Here is a 17586-nt window from a genome sequence, read left to right on the forward strand (position 1 = left end):
AGGTGGCTTGTTTGGCGTGCCTGCACATTTTTCTCTCAAATAAATACCCTCATTTAGCCGATATATAAGATAAGCCTTTTAGATTGATCCATACATACAAAGAAAGAGGGCATTTTTACATTTTGAGGGGGAGAAAGACATGAGTGAAACTCAGGATAATAAACCAATGAAAGCAGCGAAACCTATCAAACCAAAACATAGTCAAAATAAAAAGAAGAAAAAGAAAGGTTTTGTCTGGAATATAAGGAACAAACTATTGGTCTCCTTCCTGGCTGTTCTACTCCTGCCAAGCTTGGCAGTCGGCTTAATCACACTAACGATGGCTGAAGATGGCGTACAAGGACAATTAGTGGATAGTGCCATGCAAAGTGTGAGCACTGCCAATACCATTGTAGAAAGCCAAGTGAATTACAAGATTCATGACATTAACTATTTCGCGGATGCTCTTGATCCGACCCTGATCAAAGGGGAGAACGATAGTCCCGAGCTTCAGTTGAAACTGGAGCAATATCTGGGCTTGCATCCCGATGCCATGAATATTTTTGTAGGAACAACAGACGGAGTCATGGTTCGAGGTAAACCAACAGCGAGCAGCACACGGGGAGATGCTTTTGACCCTAGAGAGCGGGAATGGTACAAACTAGCGATGGAAAAGCCAGGTACAGCTGTTGTATCAGCTGTATCTGTTAATACCGATGGTGTTGCAGTTGTGTTTATCTCCAAAACATTAAAGGATCAATCCGGTGTCATCGGTTTATCTCTGGACCTGACAGACCTGCAAGAGCAGACATCCATTAAGGTGGGCAAAGAAGGCTACGTCATTATTATGGATGCAAACAAAAACTATGTCGTATCCCCTGTAGCAGATGCAGGTACGCCGGAAACGAGTGGCTTGCTGGATGAGATGTATGAAGGTCCAGAAGGTCAATTCGATTACGTGTTCAACGATCAGCCGAAGATGATGATTTTTTCAACAAATGAAGCAACAGGCTGGAAAATTGCAGGCACGATGCTCAAGAGTGAAGTAACTAATGCAAGTAAGGATATTCGCATGGCCACATTTATTGTTATTCTGGCGGCTACGTTCCTTACACTCCTCTTTATTATATGGTTTACACGCTCCATGCTGCGTCCAATTAAACGACTGCAGGAATCTGCCAGAGCCGTGAGTAAAGGTGACTTGACCGTGAAAATGGAAACAGGGCGTAAAGATGAAGTCGGAGAACTAGCGAAGTATTTTGAACGTATGGTCGATAACCTGCGGATGATGATTCTGGGCGTACAGGAAACGACAGAGCAGGTATCTGCTTCTTCTCAAGAATTGTCTGCCAGTGCAGAACAAACTACCAAAGCGATTGAACATTCAACACTGGCCATTCAGGAACTGGCTGAAGGTGCAGAGCAGCAGGTAAACAGCGTGAAAGACGGATCGGGACAGATGAGCCGAATGGCAGAAGATGTTCGAATGATGTCGGAGCGTGTACAATCGATTACGGCAAATATGCGGCATACGTCCGGAGCGGCTTCATCTGGGAATGAGGCAGCAGGACAGGCTGTGGAGCAGATGAACAGTATCCAGGAAACGGTGGAGCAGCTGGGAACGGTGGTTCAATCTCTGAATGCCCGTTCCGTTGAGATTGGTAGCATGGTTGATGTTATTGCATCCATCTCCAAACAAACAAACTTGCTCGCATTAAATGCTTCTATTGAAGCAGCAAGAGCGGGGGATGCGGGGCGTGGGTTTGCAGTTGTAGCTGGTGAGGTACGCAAACTGGCAGAAGAATCCGGAAGTTCGGCAGCGCAGATTGGTGAGGTGGTTCATAATATCCGTCAGGACATGGATGCCGCTCTAATCGCTATGAATGCAGCTCAGACTCGGGTAGGAGAAGGAATTCAGGCCGTGAATACGTCAGGACAATCCTTTGCTCAGATTCGGGAGGCGGTGGAAGATGCTGTTCATACATTGGATGACTTGTCCGCAACAACGAAGCAACTGGAGAGCGGTGCATCGCACGTTGCCAAGGCGATGAGTGATATTTCGAATGTGACCCAGGAATCGGCTGCGAATACAGAATCCGTGTCGGCATCTTCGCAAGAACAACTGGCATCGGTAGAAGAGATTGCATCATCCTCGGCACATCTGAATAGCATGGCAGAACAATTACAAGGACTGCTTGGCATGTTCAAGATGGTGGAGGATACACCGAAGGATAAGGGTAAAGAATAAATTCTAAAATTAGGAACACCATAACTTACCACACATTTTATATTAAAAGAAAATAAAGATAGACAATATTCCTGTTGCCCTGTATAAATATATCGTCTGGTCATTCCGCGCATAGAGCGGTGTAATCTTACAGTATAAGATTGAATTAACGAAATAATATATTGATACAGGGTACAGCAGGAGGCTCTATGGTATACGTAGCAATACTGATTTTTGTAGTAACGATCACCTTGGTGATCTGGCAACCTCGTGGATTGGGTATCGGTTGGACTGCCTCTGGTGGGGCATTGCTTGCTCTGCTGTGTGGAGTTGTCAGCTTAAACGATGCCTCGGATGTAGCATCCATTGTATGGAATGCAACGCTGGCCTTTGTCGGCATTATTATGATTTCTCTCATTCTCGACGAGACGGGTTTCTTCGAATGGGCTGCCCTTCATATGGCTAGGCTGGCTGGAGGAGACGGTCGCAGACTGTTCTTCTACTCCATTCTTCTGGGAGCCGCGGTATCTGCCTTGTTCGCGAATGACGGTGCCGCGCTCATTCTGACGCCAATTGTGCTGGCAATGGTGCGTGCATTGAAGTTTGATGAGCGCATGGTGTTGGCTTTTGTGATGGCGAGTGGGTTTATTGCCGATACAACGTCGTTACCGCTGGTCGTCAGCAATCTGGTTAACATTGTTTCGGCCGATTTCTTTGGCATTACATTTGTGGAGTATGCTGTACGCATGGTTGTGCCCAATCTGTTCTCAATCGTAGCGAGTACGGGGATGTTGTTTTTGTTTTATCGCAAAAGCATACCCCTTCGCTACGACATCTCCGCGGCACGTGACCCGAAGGAAGCGATACGTGATCCACGGATGTTCCGAATCGCCTGGTTCATGCTTGGGCTGTTATTGGTTGCCTATGCATCCAGTGAGTTTCTGCCGATTCCCGTGTCGGTTATCGTTGGCTCTGTTGCGTTGCTGTTCGCTTTGTTGGCACGCAAGAGCGAGGCTGTTGATCTGAAACGGGTAATTAAGGAAGCGCCATGGTCGATTGTGGTGTTCTCGGTGGGCATGTATATCGTCGTATATGGACTGCGGAATGCAGGGTTAACGGATCATCTGAGCCGCTGGCTGGATGCCATAGCAGAGCATGGTCTGCTGGCTGCTTCGCTCGGGATGGGCATTATCGCTGCTGTATTATCATCGGTGATGAACAATCTGCCGACCGTGTTGATTAACCTGCTAGCCATCCAGGGCGCACATACTGAAGGTATCATTCAAGAAGCATTGATCTATGCCAATGTCATTGGTTCCGACCTGGGTCCCAAAATGACCCCGATTGGATCACTTGCCACATTGCTGTGGCTGCATGTGTTATCCCGTAAAGGTGTGAAGATCACATGGGGGTATTATTTCAAAGCAGGTATCATCCTGACGATCCCGACACTTTTGATCACGTTGGCCGGATTGGCGCTATGGCTATGGATTATAGGTTAGTACAATCGTAATTACATTTGGAACCAGAACAAACCGTTAAGGGCCTAGTGTAGGTAGTGTTGTAAGGATCGCGCTTATGTCATGGATGTAGTGGTACTATACACACAAACCAACCTTTTTAGAAGGTTGGTTTTTTTGTTCTGTTTTCCTTCCCAAACGATTCTTAAATAGAATACTAACTTAGAATTTAAAAAAAGTGGGTATCATAAACGAATACACGATCACTTCCTAACTATTAGGAAAGAGTATAGGCTTGGTGGATATAAAGCGCTTGCATTAGTATGTGTGTAAGGAGGAAAGCCAAATGAGAAAACGTTACATTAAGCTATTAGAGCATTTAAAACAATCTGAGCATGATTTTGTGAGTGGAAGCGAATTAGCTAATCTATTTAATGTAACGACTAGAACGATTCGCAATGACATCAAAGAAATAAATGAAAATTATTTAGATAAAGCAATGGTTATTGGCAATACTCGCAAAGGATACAAATTAGTCGGGGATTTATCCAGCCTGTATAAAAATGAAGATGATGACGAAGAAAGAGCATTTCATATTATCAAAGCACTGTTATCGCAGACTGATTTTATTACGTACGAGGATCTGGCTAGAACGCTTTATTTTTCGACTCAAACGATCCGTAAAGACGTGCAAAAATTAGTGCAAACGATTCAAGCAGAAAAGCAGAACATCGAAATTGAAGCGATTATCTTCCAAGGTATCCGGCTTAAAGGAAGCGAAGTTGAGAAACGGATTTTACTCAAAAAACTAGTCACTACCGATTGTCTCAAACACATGCCGATAGACGAAGCACTGCAATACTATTTTGGCGATTGGTTCAACGAATCTTCTATTCATTTTATCTACGCTTGTATTGAAGAAGAGGTTGCCAAGTATAATTTATTGCTAAGTTTTCAAGAATTATTCTCGATCTGTGTGAATGTTTTGATCAGTCTTAAACGAGTAAGTCTTGCACAAAAAATAACTGAACAGGATATGAGGTTGGATCATACAAGCTTTGAAGAATTAAAAATAGCCCAATCTATTCTGATCCGTCTGGCTCAAGAAATGGATATCCCTTTTGATGAATATGAGTATCAGTATTTAGGTTACCTGCTGATCGCATTGCAGATCTTACCTAAAAAAAATGAAGAAATCGGGCATGAACACGTGAATGAAATGGAACAAAAAATCAAATCAGTGATCCAAAAAGTTGGAGAGCAATATGGATTCATTAGCTACAAAAACCAAGAGTTACTTGATCGATTATTAGCTCATATTACCAAATCATTATACCCATTAAAGTATTATTTCCCTGTCGAAAATCCTTTTATTGCTCAAATAAAATCAGAATATACCAATGCTTATAATGTCGCAGTTGTGTTGGCAAAAGAATTGCAATTTTGCTTAAATATCAAAATACCCGAAAATGAAATCGGTTACTTGACGTTACACATTATGGGCATTATTGAGAACTCTCAAGATAACAGAAAACGGATTGCAATTATTTATGGCAAAAATCTATTAGTCGGCAAGCTATTGGAGCGTAAGATTAATCTCTATTTTCCGAATATTAGAATCGATAGTCTATTAGCTAATCATGAAATACATCTTCTTCCCGAAGGAATTGAAACGATTATCACAACGAGCGAGATTGCGGAACAACAGCAGTTAAATGTACAAAATATCATTCTGGTAAGTGAAATGATTACAAGTGATGATATGAAGAATATTTCGATTCAGTTAAATCGTGGACTACTCAAATATTATTTATCACCAGATGATGTTTTTTTCCTAAATGAAGACAATCCAATTGATTTGTTAAAAAAACTTACAGAACTAGGCGATATTCAGCATTTATATACCAGTATTGTGGAAAGAGAAAAAATGTCGAGTACCAATATTGGGAATTTGGTCGCGATGCCCCATCCATTTGATTGTGGAGATAACAAAAAACTACGTGTACTGGTAGCGATTAATAAGCAGAAAATGCTATGGGGTGATCAGATGGCGCAGATCATTTTTCTGTTTATTCCGCCGAAAAATCAGAAGGTGAATAACACCAAATTTTTCGAAGAAATTTACGATGTGTTTAAACAGACCAATATGACAGAAAAACTACTCCATATCACCAATTACGATGAATTTTTGGAAGTCTGGTCTTCCAAATAAATCTAGGAGGAATTCAAATGTTAATTAATATGAAAGATTTACTTAAAGTAGCGTATGAAAATAAATTTGCAGTCGGATCATTTAATGTAGCCAATAGCGAGTTCGTCAAAGTGGTCATTACAGCCGCAGAGGAGCAGAATTCGCCTGCAATTATGCAGATTCACCCGAATGAAATTGATCTAGTCACTGATGGGTTTATAGCCTATGTGCGAGAAGCGGCATCCAAGTCCAAAGTACCGTTTGTTATTCATCTGGATCATGGAGCGACGATCAAAGATATTACGCGTTCGATTCGCAATGGGTATACATCAGTCATGATGGATGCATCTCATTTACCTTTTGAGGAGAATATTGCGGCAACCAAGGAAGCGGTTGAACTGGCTCATCTGGTCGATGTATCTGTAGAAGGTGAACTAGGTACGATTGGGAGTAATGAAGGCAGCTCGGAAGGTGGGGCTGACGAGATTTTGTATACGAATCCAGAAGAAGCGGCGATTTTTGTAGAACAAACAGGTATCGATACACTTGCTGTCGCTGTAGGTACTTCACATGGTATTTATCCTCAATCCAAAGATCATTCGATCAAAATCGATCGTTTGAAACAAATTCATGAAAAAGTAAAAATTCCGTTAGTGCTGCATGGTGGATCAGATAATCCTGATGAAGAGATTAGAGAAGCAGTAAAGCATGGGATAGCGAAGATCAATTTATCAACCGATATGAAGCGAGCATTCTACAACCAATTAAGAGCGACACTCGATGCGAATCCGAAAGCATATGAACCGGATCAACTGATGCCTGAGGCGACCAAAGCGGCAACAGAACTGGTGAAGAAAAAAATGGATCTGTTCGGTTCTACAGGTAAAGCATCCCTTTATAAACTGGGAGAAATTTAAGAGGAGAGATCCATCATGAAGATTTCTAATGTCTTAAAACCAGAAAATATCATATTAGATGTCACCGCTACGACCAAAGCCGAATTAATAGATGAATTGTCGCAAAAGTTAAACGATAACGGCTATTTAAGCGATATTGAGCAATTTAAAAAAGATATCTGGGCACGTGAAGAACAGGTTCCTACAGAAGTGGGATTTGGAATAGCCATTCCACATGCCAAGTCTACTGGAGTACAGTCCCCTGCCATTATTATGGGCAGATCATTAAGCGGTATTGAATATAGTACCGAATCATGTAATTTATTTTTTATGATCGCAGTCGATCAAAGCTCTTCATCAGAGCATTTGCAAACATTATCCAAAATTTCGACCTTTTTGATGGATGAACTATTTAGAGCGAAACTTATCCTTGCTCGAGATCAAGAAGAGATTGTCCGTTTATTTGAACAGGCAGAAGAGCAAGATGCGCAGGCACTTCAACGTCCTAAAAAGTATGCTGGCAAAAAAGTGGTTGGAGTTACAGGCTGTCCTACAGGAATTGCCCATACGTTTATGGCCGCGGAAGCATTGAAAAATGCGGCCAAGGAACTCGGTGTACACATTAAAGTGCAAACCAATGGATCAACAGGTGTTGGAAATCAATTGACTCCTGAAGATATTGCTGAAGCTGATGGTATTATTGTGGCGGCAGATGTCAAAGTCGATATGGATGTTTTTGGCGATCGTCCAGTGATCAAAACCTCTGTCAAAAATGGAGTCCATCATGCACAAGAGTTAATTGAAGATGCGATTGCTGGAAAAGGTGTCGTTTTGAATCAAGGCAACAGTAATCTTAAAGAAGCAAAAGAAAAAACACGTTTAAAGCAGCCTAAAATATACAGCCATATTATGAATGGTGTATCCTTTATGATTCCTTTTGTAGTGGCAGGCGGTATATTGATTGCGCTTTCGTTTATGTTTGGTATTCATGCGGCTGACCCAAATAGCCCGGACTATAATGCTTTCGCCGCTTTTTTAAGTACAGCAGGGGGTAGTGCTGCTTTTGCATTGATGGTTCCTGTATTAGCAGGGTATATTGCGTATAGTATTGCTGACCGTCCAGGATTGGCACCTGGTATGATTGGAGGTATGCTGGCGACTATTGGAGGTTCCGGCTTTTTGGGAGGTATGCTGGCTGGATTTATCGCCGGTTATACGATCATAGCTCTGAAAAAATTAGTCAAAGGCATTCCTGACTCACTGCAAAGCCTGTCACCTGTGCTGATCTTGCCATTAGTAGGTTCATTTATAACCGCCTTGATTATGTATTTTGTCATCAACAGTCCGATGGCTTGGATCAATGAGTCGTTACAAGGTTGGCTAAATGGTTTAACAGGTTCTAATGCTATTTTATTAGGAGCACTTCTGGCAGGAATGATGGCATCTGATATGGGAGGGCCGATTAACAAAACAGCATCTGCATTTGGACTGGCGATGTTCGCCAATCAAATCTTTGAACCTTCTGCTGCTCTGATGGTTGGAGGTATGGTTCCGCCACTGGGTATTGCATTAGCTACAACATTATTTAAGAATAAATTTTCAATCGAAGAACGTAATGCAGGCAAAGCCGCTTATATTATGGGTGCATCGTTTATTACAGAAGCCGCGATTCCGTTTGCCGCAAATGATCCCTTGCGAGTTATTCCATCCAATATTGTAGGTGCAGCGATTGGTGGAGGAATGTGCATGGCTCTAGGCATTTCGTTACAAGCTCCTCACGGTGGAATCTTTGTTATTCCCATTGCGGCAAGTAATCCATTATTGTATATTGTCTGTATTTTAGTTGGTTCCATCATTACAGCTTGTATGATTGGATTGTTAAAGAAACCTGTATATCAACCAAAAAGTAATTCAAGCGACCCGTCAGATAAAAAAGCCTTAACAACTATGAAATCTGCATAAATTCTCTAACCACCTGGTGCCATGCACTGGCTGTGAGGCAGTTGATTGTTCTATATAACGGATTGATTCAATATCTACATTAAGTATTTACACAAGGCCAGCCTTTTATAGGGCTGGCCTTTTTGCCTACTTCCCAGGCAGGAGATTGAAATGCCTGAGATCCAACGAGCGCTGACACAGCGAAGGGAACGGAACGATTGTGGAAAAGCGAAGCGTTCGCCTTTATCCCCGGATGTATTCCATAGAAAAAGTAAATCATATAAATCCGGGGATAACAGCGATTGTAACAACGTCCGTTCCCGAAGTGGCACTTCAGCGCAATTTGTCTCAGATGATTTTCAATATACAGCCGATATTTTTAACATTGCGTTTACAAAACACTGATTTTAAGATGACATACCGAAACTACAATGAGTAAAGAGTTGATGGTGAACAAACAAATTCACAAAACGCCATCACTACATTGGGGGAGGAAAACAAAACATGTTTAAAAAGTTGCCGTTTATTTTGATGACCTTAACGTTCGTACTGGTACTCGCAGCATGCGGATCGAAAAATGACGCTGGTACAGAGGGTGCCGCAAGCAATGGATCAGGAGAAGCTGCTACTGAGCTTAGCGGTAACATTCTGGCAGTCGGATCGACAGCATTGCTACCTCTGGTAGAACAAGCTGGACAGAAATTTATGGCAGTTGATGAATATAAGAACGTAACGGTTCAAGTTCAAGGTGGCGGTAGTGGTACTGGTTTGACACAAGTATCTGACGGACAAGCTACAATCGGTAACTCTGATGTATTTGCAGAAGAGAAACTGGAGGACGAAGCCAAAGTAAAAGAATTGGTTGACCATCAAGTAGCAGTAGTAGCTATGGCGCCAGTTAGCAACAAAGATGCAGGTGTAGAAGATTTGACGAAGCAACAACTGATCGACATCTTCTCCGGTAAAGTAACAAACTGGAAAGACGTTGGCGGCGCGGATAAAGCAATTGTTATTGTAAACCGTCCGAGCAGTTCCGGTACTCGTGCAACTTTTGAGAAGTATGCATTGGGTGCAAAAATGGGTGATATCCAAGGTTCGATTCAAGAAGATTCTTCTGGTAACGTAAAAAAATTGGTATCTGAAACGCCAGGTGCTATTGGTTACCTCGCCTTGTCTTACTTGGATGACAGCTTGCAAGTGTTGAAATACGAAGGTGTAGAAGCAACAGTTGAGAACGTAGAAGCAGGAACTTATCCAGTATGGGCTTACGAGCACATGTACACAAAAGGTAAGCCAGATGCAGCAACACAAGCATTCCTGGACTACATCTTGAGTGACGAAATTCAACAAAACGACGTGACAGAACTGGGATACATTCCAATGTCAGGTATGAAAGTAAAACGCGATGCAGCAGGTAATGTGGTTGAGTAATCTTTGAACTTGCGCATACAGCGAAAGAGGCGGACTTAGGTCCCGCCTCTTTACGCGGTTTGCTCTAAAATAATCCCATATTTTGCATTAATTCTACTATAGAAGGATGGTTGTTATGGAACAGACCGAAGGGGGAACGGTAATGAATAACAAGTTGAAACCGCGCCGGCCCTTAAAAGAGAAACATTATTGGGAAGAGTGGACGGGACGGATCTATACGTCGATTTGTGTCGTTTTCCTGATCGTTGTCATGTTTTCCATTGTTTATTTTGTAGCGTCCAAGGGACTGTCCACATTTTTCCAAAATGGAATAAGCATCAGCGAATTCCTTGGTGGAAAAACGTGGAATCCGACCGGAGAACCTGCGTTCTACGGGGCATTACCGTTCATCACAGGTTCTTTCATTACAACCTTGCTTGCAGCATTGATCGCAAGTCCGCTTGGCCTGTGTGCAGCGCTCTTCATGACAGAGATTGTCCCGGGTAAAGGCAAAAAGATCTTGCAGCCTGCGATTGAACTCTTGTCCGGAATTCCATCCGTTGTATACGGATTTATCGGTCTGAGCGTCATCGTACCTTTGTTGCGCAGTATCTTTGGTGGAACAGGCGTCGGGATTGCAGCCGGATGTCTTGTTCTCGCGGTAATGATTCTTCCTACGGTAACAAGTATTATGGCAGATGCATTGTCCGCGTTGCCAAAAGGATTGCGTGAATCCTCCTATGCACTCGGTGCCACTCGCTGGCAAACCATCTACCGTGTCATTATTCCAACAACTTTGCCAGCTTTGTTGACAGGTGTCGTTTTGGGTATGGCCCGTGCTTTTGGTGAGGCACTTGCTGTGCAGATGGTTATTGGTAATGCACCGCATGTTCCAACATCCTTGCTCGAATCAGCTTCAACATTAACAAGTGTAATTACACTCAGCATGGGTAACACCACGATGGGTTCTGTTCATAACAATGCACTGTGGAGTATGGCGCTTGTCCTGTTGGTGATGACATTTGTCTTCGTCATTCTGGTTCGCCTGCTTGAAAGGAGAAACCGGGTATGAAAATGAAGGCAAAGACGGTAGATAAAATTGCAACATCCGTTATCGTTGTACTAGCCCTGTTCATTGTTATTCTATTGCTCGGTCTGCTTGGCTTCATCATGTATAGAGGCATTGGACATATTAGTTGGAACTTCCTTACAAGTGCACCACAGTTGCTTAAGGGTGGCGGCGGGATTGGTCCACAGCTCTTCAACTCCGTATTCTTGCTTGTTCTGACCTTGCTTGTTACCATTCCACTCGGATGGGGCGGCGGGATTTACATGGCGGAATACGCCAAACCAGGCAAGATTACCAGCTTCATTCGTCTGGTCGTTGAAGTATTGTCATCATTCCCATCCATCGTTATCGGTTTGTTTGGTCTCTTGCTGCTAGTAAATCAATTTGGTCTTGGTTTCTCCCTGATCTCGGGTGCCTTGGCTCTGGCGATCTTTAACTTGCCACTGATGGTGCGGACTACGGAGCAGGCCTTCCGTGCCGTTCCGAAGGAACAGAAAGAAGCAGGTCTGGCGCTTGGACTGTCCAAGTGGAAGATTATCACTTCGATTCTGCTACCTGTGGCATTGCCGAGTTTGATTACGGGTACGATCCTGGCATCGGGCCGGATCTTCGGTGAAGCAGCCGCGCTGATGTTCACCGCAGGTATGAGTAGTCCACCATTGGACTTTACAGATTGGAATCCGACGAGTCCACGATCACCGCTTAATCCTTTCCGTCCGGCAGAGACACTTGCTGTCCATATCTGGAAAGTAAATAGTGAAGGTATTGGGCCAGATTCCAAAGAAGTGGCAGCAGGGGCATCCGCCGTGCTTGTCATTCTCGTGCTGGCGTTCAATCTAAGTGCACGCTGGATCGGTCGGGTTGTATTCCGCCGCATGACAGCTTCGAAATAAGGAGGAACCAACATGGCCATACCTTTTGGTACGGAACAGTTAAGCATATATTATGGACATTTCCAGGCGGTCAAGCAGATTAGCCTGACGTTTCCTGAAGCAAGCGTAACGGCTCTTATTGGGCCGTCTGGTTGCGGTAAATCCACGTTCCTCCGTTCGCTGAACCGGATGAACGACGAGATTGCCGGTTCCCGTACAGAGGGACATATCTGGATGGACGGTAACGATCTGAATGAGCCTGGAACCGATGTAATCAAGCTTCGCCAGAAGATTGGCATGGTGTGGCAGAAGCCAAATCCTTTTCATAAGTCCATCTACAACAATATCGCGTTTGGCCCCCGCTACCGCGGTACGAAGAGTAAGAAGGCACTGGATGAAATTGTGGAAAAAAGCTTGCGCCGTGCTGCGCTCTGGGACGAAGTGAAAGACAGACTGCATGAGTCAGCTCTGTCTCTCTCTGGCGGACAACAGCAGCGCCTGTGTATCGCTCGCGCTTTGTCTGTTGAACCACAGATTCTGCTGCTCGATGAGCCGGCATCTGCACTTGACCCGGTATCTACGGGTAAAGTTGAAGAGTTGATTACCGAGCTCAAGAAGGAGCTGCGGATTGTTATTGTTACCCATAACATGCAGCAGGCGGCACGCATCTCGGATTATACAGCTTATTTCTATCTGGGAAGCATGATTGAGCACGGGGATACAGAGCATATTTTCACGAACCCGGACAATCGTCTGACGCAAGAATATATTATGGGTCGTTTCGGTTAATTGGATCATGGAGTGTCACATAGAGCAACAGATAGAGAGATTAAGAGATAAATAGAGATTAAAAGAAAGCACAATGCCTGGACGGTTGTTCGGGGGTTGTGCTTTTTTAATTTATAATTTTAGTGGGATTTTCTGTATGCGGGATAAACATTATGCTACGATATTTAGTGTGAAGAGAACGTTTACATGACTTCGAAGGAGATGTTGATAATCACTACGGATCAGATGTCTTACGACCATATGGCAGCTCAGATTATACAGAACTACACTATTGAGAAACCTGTCGTTTCATATATTCGTCATAATGAGAATCTGACATATCATGTCGTTGATGAAGCAAGCGGGCAGAAGTATCTGCTACGTATCCATCAAGCCGCATATGCAAGTATGACCGGCATTCAGCATACGCTTCCTGCGCTGGAGGCAGAGATGAATCTGCTTCATGAGTTAAATGCAACGACAGCATTGCGCGTGCAACATCCGGTACGCAATGCATCGGGTGAATGGGTCACGCTATGGACAAGTGAGGCAGGGAAAGAGATTTGTTGTACGGTACTGGAGTGGATTGAGGGAAGGGACATCCAGCAGGGAGAACGCCTGACAACAGAGCAGATCTATGATCTTGGGGCACAACTGCAGATGCTTCATCAATATGGGCGTGAGCAGAATCAGACAGATCGAACAAAGGTGCGTCCGGCATATGGCAATAGCCATGAGAACTTGGTCATGCTCGGGCAGCTAGAAGAAGGCGTCCGACTGGGGATTTTTACAACGGAAGACTTCGATCTGCTTCGTGAGACGTTTGAGAACATTAATGAGCAGTTAGAAACATACCCGCAGCACGCAGGGACATGGGGGATCATTCATGGGGATATTACTCGCAACAATCTGCTGATAACGGAGCAGGGGATTTCCATGATTGATTTTTGTCTACACGGTTATGGTTATTATCTTTTTGATGCCGGAGGGGCAGCACTTATGTTCAATCGGGAGGAACGTGACATATTTTTATCCGGTTATACCCAACAGATCGCACCACTGACGGATCGTGATATCCGGTTAATGGAAGGGTTTATGTTGATCTTTACACTGGGTTATTATGCCTTTCAGATGGCGAATGAGTCGAGGCACGAATGGATGAAAGATCGCATGCCGAAGCTATGCAGCAAGTATTGTAGACCCTATGTACAGAACGAGAGCATCTTCTATGAGTTATGAGGTGTTTCCTTTTCTAGGAGCTATAACTTAGGATTAAGATTGTGAATATTACCTGGGCGTCCTGAACAATCGGGGTGCTCTTTTTGCATGCATTAGATAACGATCTTAATGGACATTTATGAAGAAAGTATAAACTCTGAGGAGAGTCAACTTTTCTTAGCTACAATATAGTCATGGGAGGATGAAGCAGCGATGAGAGACAGCGAGAATATATTGCTGGTGGAGGATGATCCGGAGATTGCCCGTATTTTGAGAGATCATCTACGTCATGAGGGTTATGGGGTAACTTGGGCATCAAGCGGTTTGGAGAGCTGGGAAGACTTTAGGGAGGGAACCTATCAATTAGTCTTGTTGGATCTGATGCTACCGGAAATGGATGGGTTCACGGTATGCAAAAACATTAGACTGATCAGCGATGTTCCGCTGCTCATGATGAGTGCTCGAATCGAGGAAGAGAGCAAAGTCAGGGGGCTTGGGCTGGGAGCTGACGATTATATTACGAAGCCCTTCAGTCTAACGGAACTTACAGCTCGCATTAAATCTCATCTGAATAGGTACCGCAGATATCAGGGCGTAGAGCCGGATTCGACAGATAGACAGTATAACGATGGGTTATCGATTGATTATTTGAATCAGCGCGCACAGGTTCATGGAGAACATGTGGCACTAACCAACAAGGAATGGGCTTTGCTCATACTGCTTGCTTCTCATCCTGGCCGGGTGTTTACCAAGGCGGAATTGTATGAACATGTCTGGAGTCAGCCAGAGGCGGGGAACTCGAGTACCGTCACAGTTCATGTGAAGAGTCTTCGGGCCAAGCTTGGTGACGAGCCCCATCATCCACGCTGGATTCAGACGGTGTGGGGCAGTGGTTACCGGTTCGTGGGGGAGCCTGAGGAATGAAGTTGAAGTACTGGTTAATGCTTGCCTTCCTCATTGTAATGCTGCTGCCTGTCGCTGCTGGGTGGGCGCTGTACTCCCTGTATAACTATTACAATGATCAGCGTGCCGTAACGGAATATGTAGAGTTGTCCGGACAATTGGCTCCTATTGAACTGGCTTTATCTGACCCGGGACTGTACCAGCTGCAATCGCCTGATGCTTTCGCTGCACTCTCTGAATTGGAGAATGGTCGGGTGAACTTTGCTCTGTATTTACCAACAGGGATCCGGGTGTACACATCAGAGGGGAGTACATGGTCTGCTGGAGCTTACACCGTTGGGGGGGCGGAGCTGTATCGTAATTTGTACAACTTACAGATTCGTCATCGTACATTCTCGTTGAAGAAACCCGTATGGGAAAAAGGTGAGTTGGTAGGCATTTACGAAATCGTCATGCTGCGTGGAGATTGGCTGGAAGGCATTTCCTTGCGGACAACCTGGGTCATGGGTCTCACTGCTACTTTCTTTATCCTGTTATACGGAACAGTGCTGTGGTTGCTATCCCGAAAGCTCTTTCGGCCGATGAAATATCTCATAGAACGAATGGATGCTTTTGCACGGGGAGAGGCTGCTACGGATGTGGTACCTGTTCGTCATGATGAAATGGGCATTTTGCTCCAACAGTTCGATGCAATGCAAGACAAGATCAGACATACTCAGGCCGATGTGGAGAGGGAGCAAAAAGAAAAAGAGCTCATGATCGCCTCGTTATCCCATGATCTGAAAACACCGTTGATGTCCATTAGTGCCTATACGGAAGTACTTAACGGTGATCGTCAACTGAACCGCCTTGAAAGGCAGGAATATCAGGATGTGCTGTTCGGAAATGTGGAGCGGATGAAACAGATGATTAGTGAACTTGAGATGTATACGGCGCTGGGTTCCAATGAATCGGAGATGGCCATGGTTAAGGTGGAAGGTGGAGAGTTTTTTGATATGCTGCTTGGGAGCTATGAGGGACTTGCCGAGCGTGGCCAGATTGACGTGAAGATGGATGTCCGCACAGATCAACTGTACCGAGTTCATCCGGAACAACTGATGCGCCTGACAGATAATCTGATAAATAATGCACTACGCCACACAAGGACGAACGGTGTAATGGGACTAGGGGTTATTGCTTCAGATTGGGAGCTTCCTGAATGGATTATTCCTTCGCTTAGAGCTGAATTGGATAACTACAGGGCGGGAGCAACATTGATCATAGTACAAAACGAAGGTCCTGCTATTCCTGAAGAACAGCTCATTCGTATCTTCGAACCCTATGTTCAACACCAGAATCAGGAGGAGAAGACATATGCAGGTGGTTCGGGATTGGGATTGAGTATAGCCAAACGGGTTGCAATAAAGCACGGAGGGGATATGCGCATGTGGTCATACGAAGGATATGGAACGCTGGCAGTATGCCGATTGCCTGAACATGGAGAATGTAAACGCAGAGAGTGTGGATAAGATGATGAAAAAAGGATGGATGATGCTGGGTACTGCTGTGTTGGCAGGCGCCCTGCTTGGAGGTTGCGCGGAGAAGGATATGCTGTCTATGTCAGGAGATGAGATGATTGAGAAGGTTGTCTCAGCAGAAACAGAACCCGCCTCGTATTATGCGGAAGGTGTGATGAAGATATGGGCGGATGACAAGCTGACTAACACGATGCAAATTAAGGAATGGGTAGATGGTGAAACCGGACGAAAGCGCACGGAAACATCAGAGAATGGCAATGTCAGTTACGCAGTTAATGATGGAAAGAAGATCATCATATATGAAAAAGAAACAGGGGCAGCATATTCCATGGATGCATCATCCGTGTCACAACAACCTAATCAAACCCAGAAGCAAATATTGCTCGATCAACTAGAGCGGTTACGTACTACGCATGATGTGAATATGATGGGACAGGAGAAACTTCATGGACAGGACGTCATTCATATTGAATTGACACCAAAAGAAGAAGGCGCATTCTCCATATCTTCAGAGTATTGGGTAGATCCCAAAACGTGGATGATTGTCAAAGTAAACAGCGCGTATGGGGATGGAAAATCAGAAATGGTCTATGATCCGATTCAGTATGACCCTGAATTCACAAAGGATACTTTCGTGATTGATATCCCTAAGGAGGTCGATGTGAAGGACTTGAACGATATGATGCAGAATTCCGAAGTGACCCTAGATGAAGCGGAAAAAGCGTTGGAACAGCCGTTCCTACAGGACATGAGTGGAGAATTCGAACTATCACGGATCGAAATGTCTACATCGCGCGGTGAGCTGAGCAGAGATGAAGTAACCTTGTATTATGTAAGTAACGACAAGGTAGAAGTCAGCCTGACGGTATTCAAGATGCCGGAAGAAAATGTGGACGATACACTAATACCGGATGAAGCCGAGATTAAGGTTCGTAACACCGAGGGTTCATATATGAAGAGCATTCGGAACATATCATGGAGTGAGAATGGCTTACGGTACTCCATCATGGGTGAAAACGAAGGATGGACAAAGGCAAAGCTGCAAGCTTGGGCGGAAGAACTGACCCTTCCCAATCCGTCTAGATGAGCTAAAGAATAATAATAAGGTTGCCGCAGAAACGAAGCGGCAGCTTTT

13 protein-coding genes are annotated in these 17586 nt (G+C 44.4%); all 13 read left to right on the forward strand.

The genetic code is table 11. The features are described 5' to 3' along the window. The first annotated feature begins 139 nt into the window (after positions 1-139). The 13 genes from NST38_RS02495 (at position 140) to NST38_RS02555 (ending at position 17538) form a co-directional block, all read left to right on the forward strand. Positions 140-2227: a methyl-accepting chemotaxis protein gene (locus NST38_RS02495; RefSeq protein ID WP_341343770.1), complete on the forward strand. Its 2088-nt coding sequence runs from the start codon at positions 140-142 to the stop codon at positions 2225-2227. A 188-nt stretch (positions 2228-2415) separates the two neighbouring features. Then, complete coding sequence (locus tag NST38_RS02500; protein WP_076253862.1) at positions 2416-3708, forward strand: arsenic transporter; 1293 nt, start codon at positions 2416-2418, stop codon at positions 3706-3708. A 304-nt stretch (positions 3709-4012) separates the two neighbouring features. Continuing rightward, positions 4013-5878, forward strand: coding sequence for a BglG family transcription antiterminator (locus tag NST38_RS02505; protein WP_076253861.1), 1866 nt, complete (start codon positions 4013-4015; stop codon positions 5876-5878). A 17-nt stretch (positions 5879-5895) separates the two neighbouring features. Further along, on the forward strand, positions 5896-6774 hold the full coding sequence (locus NST38_RS02510) for a ketose-bisphosphate aldolase (RefSeq protein WP_036616777.1): 879 nt from the start codon (positions 5896-5898) through the stop codon (positions 6772-6774). 15 nt (positions 6775-6789) lie between these two features. Next, positions 6790-8715: a PTS fructose transporter subunit IIABC gene (locus NST38_RS02515; RefSeq protein WP_076253860.1), complete on the forward strand. Its 1926-nt coding sequence runs from the start codon at positions 6790-6792 to the stop codon at positions 8713-8715. Positions 8716-9198: 483 nt separating this feature from the next. Then, entirely contained in the window at positions 9199-10125 is a 927-nt protein-coding gene (locus NST38_RS02520; RefSeq protein WP_036673206.1) for a phosphate ABC transporter substrate-binding protein PstS family protein, read from the forward strand. Between the two features lie 115 nt (positions 10126-10240). Beyond that, positions 10241-11176: a phosphate ABC transporter permease subunit PstC gene (gene pstC, locus NST38_RS02525; RefSeq protein WP_017690972.1), complete on the forward strand. Its 936-nt coding sequence runs from the start codon at positions 10241-10243 to the stop codon at positions 11174-11176. A 2-nt stretch (positions 11177-11178) separates the two neighbouring features. Beyond that, on the forward strand, positions 11179-12066 hold the full coding sequence (gene pstA / locus NST38_RS02530; RefSeq protein ID WP_036616846.1) for a phosphate ABC transporter permease PstA: 888 nt from the start codon (positions 11179-11181) through the stop codon (positions 12064-12066). Between the two features lie 12 nt (positions 12067-12078). Further along, complete coding sequence (gene pstB / locus NST38_RS02535) at positions 12079-12834, forward strand: phosphate ABC transporter ATP-binding protein PstB (RefSeq protein WP_036616781.1); 756 nt, start codon at positions 12079-12081, stop codon at positions 12832-12834. A 186-nt stretch (positions 12835-13020) separates the two neighbouring features. Beyond that, positions 13021-14052, forward strand: coding sequence for a phosphotransferase enzyme family protein (locus NST38_RS02540; RefSeq protein ID WP_083685021.1), 1032 nt, complete (start codon positions 13021-13023; stop codon positions 14050-14052). Between the two features lie 192 nt (positions 14053-14244). After that, entirely contained in the window at positions 14245-14955 is a 711-nt protein-coding gene (locus NST38_RS02545; protein WP_047840351.1) for a response regulator transcription factor, read from the forward strand. Next, positions 14952-16442, forward strand: coding sequence for a sensor histidine kinase (locus NST38_RS02550; RefSeq protein ID WP_076253858.1), 1491 nt, complete (start codon positions 14952-14954; stop codon positions 16440-16442). Before NST38_RS02545 ends, NST38_RS02550 begins: the two co-directional genes overlap by 4 nt. Continuing rightward, positions 16411-17538: a LolA family protein gene (locus NST38_RS02555; RefSeq protein ID WP_179087948.1), complete on the forward strand. Its 1128-nt coding sequence runs from the start codon at positions 16411-16413 to the stop codon at positions 17536-17538. The genes NST38_RS02550 and NST38_RS02555 overlap by 32 nt, the downstream gene beginning before the upstream one ends. Positions 17539-17586 lie beyond the last annotated feature (48 nt).

The organism is Paenibacillus sp. FSL H8-0104, from assembly GCF_038050215.1.
GTDB lineage: Bacteria > Bacillota > Bacilli > Paenibacillales > Paenibacillaceae > Paenibacillus > Paenibacillus amylolyticus.

Excerpts from the sequence above, each read along its gene's own strand:
- NST38_RS02550 (WP_076253858.1), top strand. The coding sequence starts at position 14,952 with ATGAAGTTGAAGTACTGGTTAATGCTTGCCTTCCTCATTGTAATGCTG.
- NST38_RS02545 (WP_047840351.1), top strand. The coding sequence starts at position 14,245 with ATGAGAGACAGCGAGAATATATTGCTGGTGGAGGATGATCCGGAGATT.
- NST38_RS02510 (WP_036616777.1), top strand. The coding sequence starts at position 5,896 with ATGTTAATTAATATGAAAGATTTACTTAAAGTAGCGTATGAAAATAAA.
- NST38_RS02555 (WP_179087948.1), top strand. The coding sequence starts at position 16,411 with ATGGAGAATGTAAACGCAGAGAGTGTGGATAAGATGATGAAAAAAGGA.
- NST38_RS02520 (WP_036673206.1), top strand. The coding sequence starts at position 9,199 with ATGTTTAAAAAGTTGCCGTTTATTTTGATGACCTTAACGTTCGTACTG.
- pstC (WP_017690972.1), top strand. The coding sequence starts at position 10,241 with ATGGAACAGACCGAAGGGGGAACGGTAATGAATAACAAGTTGAAACCG.
- NST38_RS02495 (WP_341343770.1), top strand. The coding sequence starts at position 140 with ATGAGTGAAACTCAGGATAATAAACCAATGAAAGCAGCGAAACCTATC.
- NST38_RS02540 (WP_083685021.1), top strand. The coding sequence starts at position 13,021 with ATGACTTCGAAGGAGATGTTGATAATCACTACGGATCAGATGTCTTAC.
- NST38_RS02500 (WP_076253862.1), top strand. The coding sequence starts at position 2,416 with ATGGTATACGTAGCAATACTGATTTTTGTAGTAACGATCACCTTGGTG.
- pstA (WP_036616846.1), top strand. The coding sequence starts at position 11,179 with ATGAAGGCAAAGACGGTAGATAAAATTGCAACATCCGTTATCGTTGTA.
- NST38_RS02505 (WP_076253861.1), top strand. The coding sequence starts at position 4,013 with ATGAGAAAACGTTACATTAAGCTATTAGAGCATTTAAAACAATCTGAG.
- NST38_RS02515 (WP_076253860.1), top strand. The coding sequence starts at position 6,790 with ATGAAGATTTCTAATGTCTTAAAACCAGAAAATATCATATTAGATGTC.
- pstB (WP_036616781.1), top strand. The coding sequence starts at position 12,079 with ATGGCCATACCTTTTGGTACGGAACAGTTAAGCATATATTATGGACAT.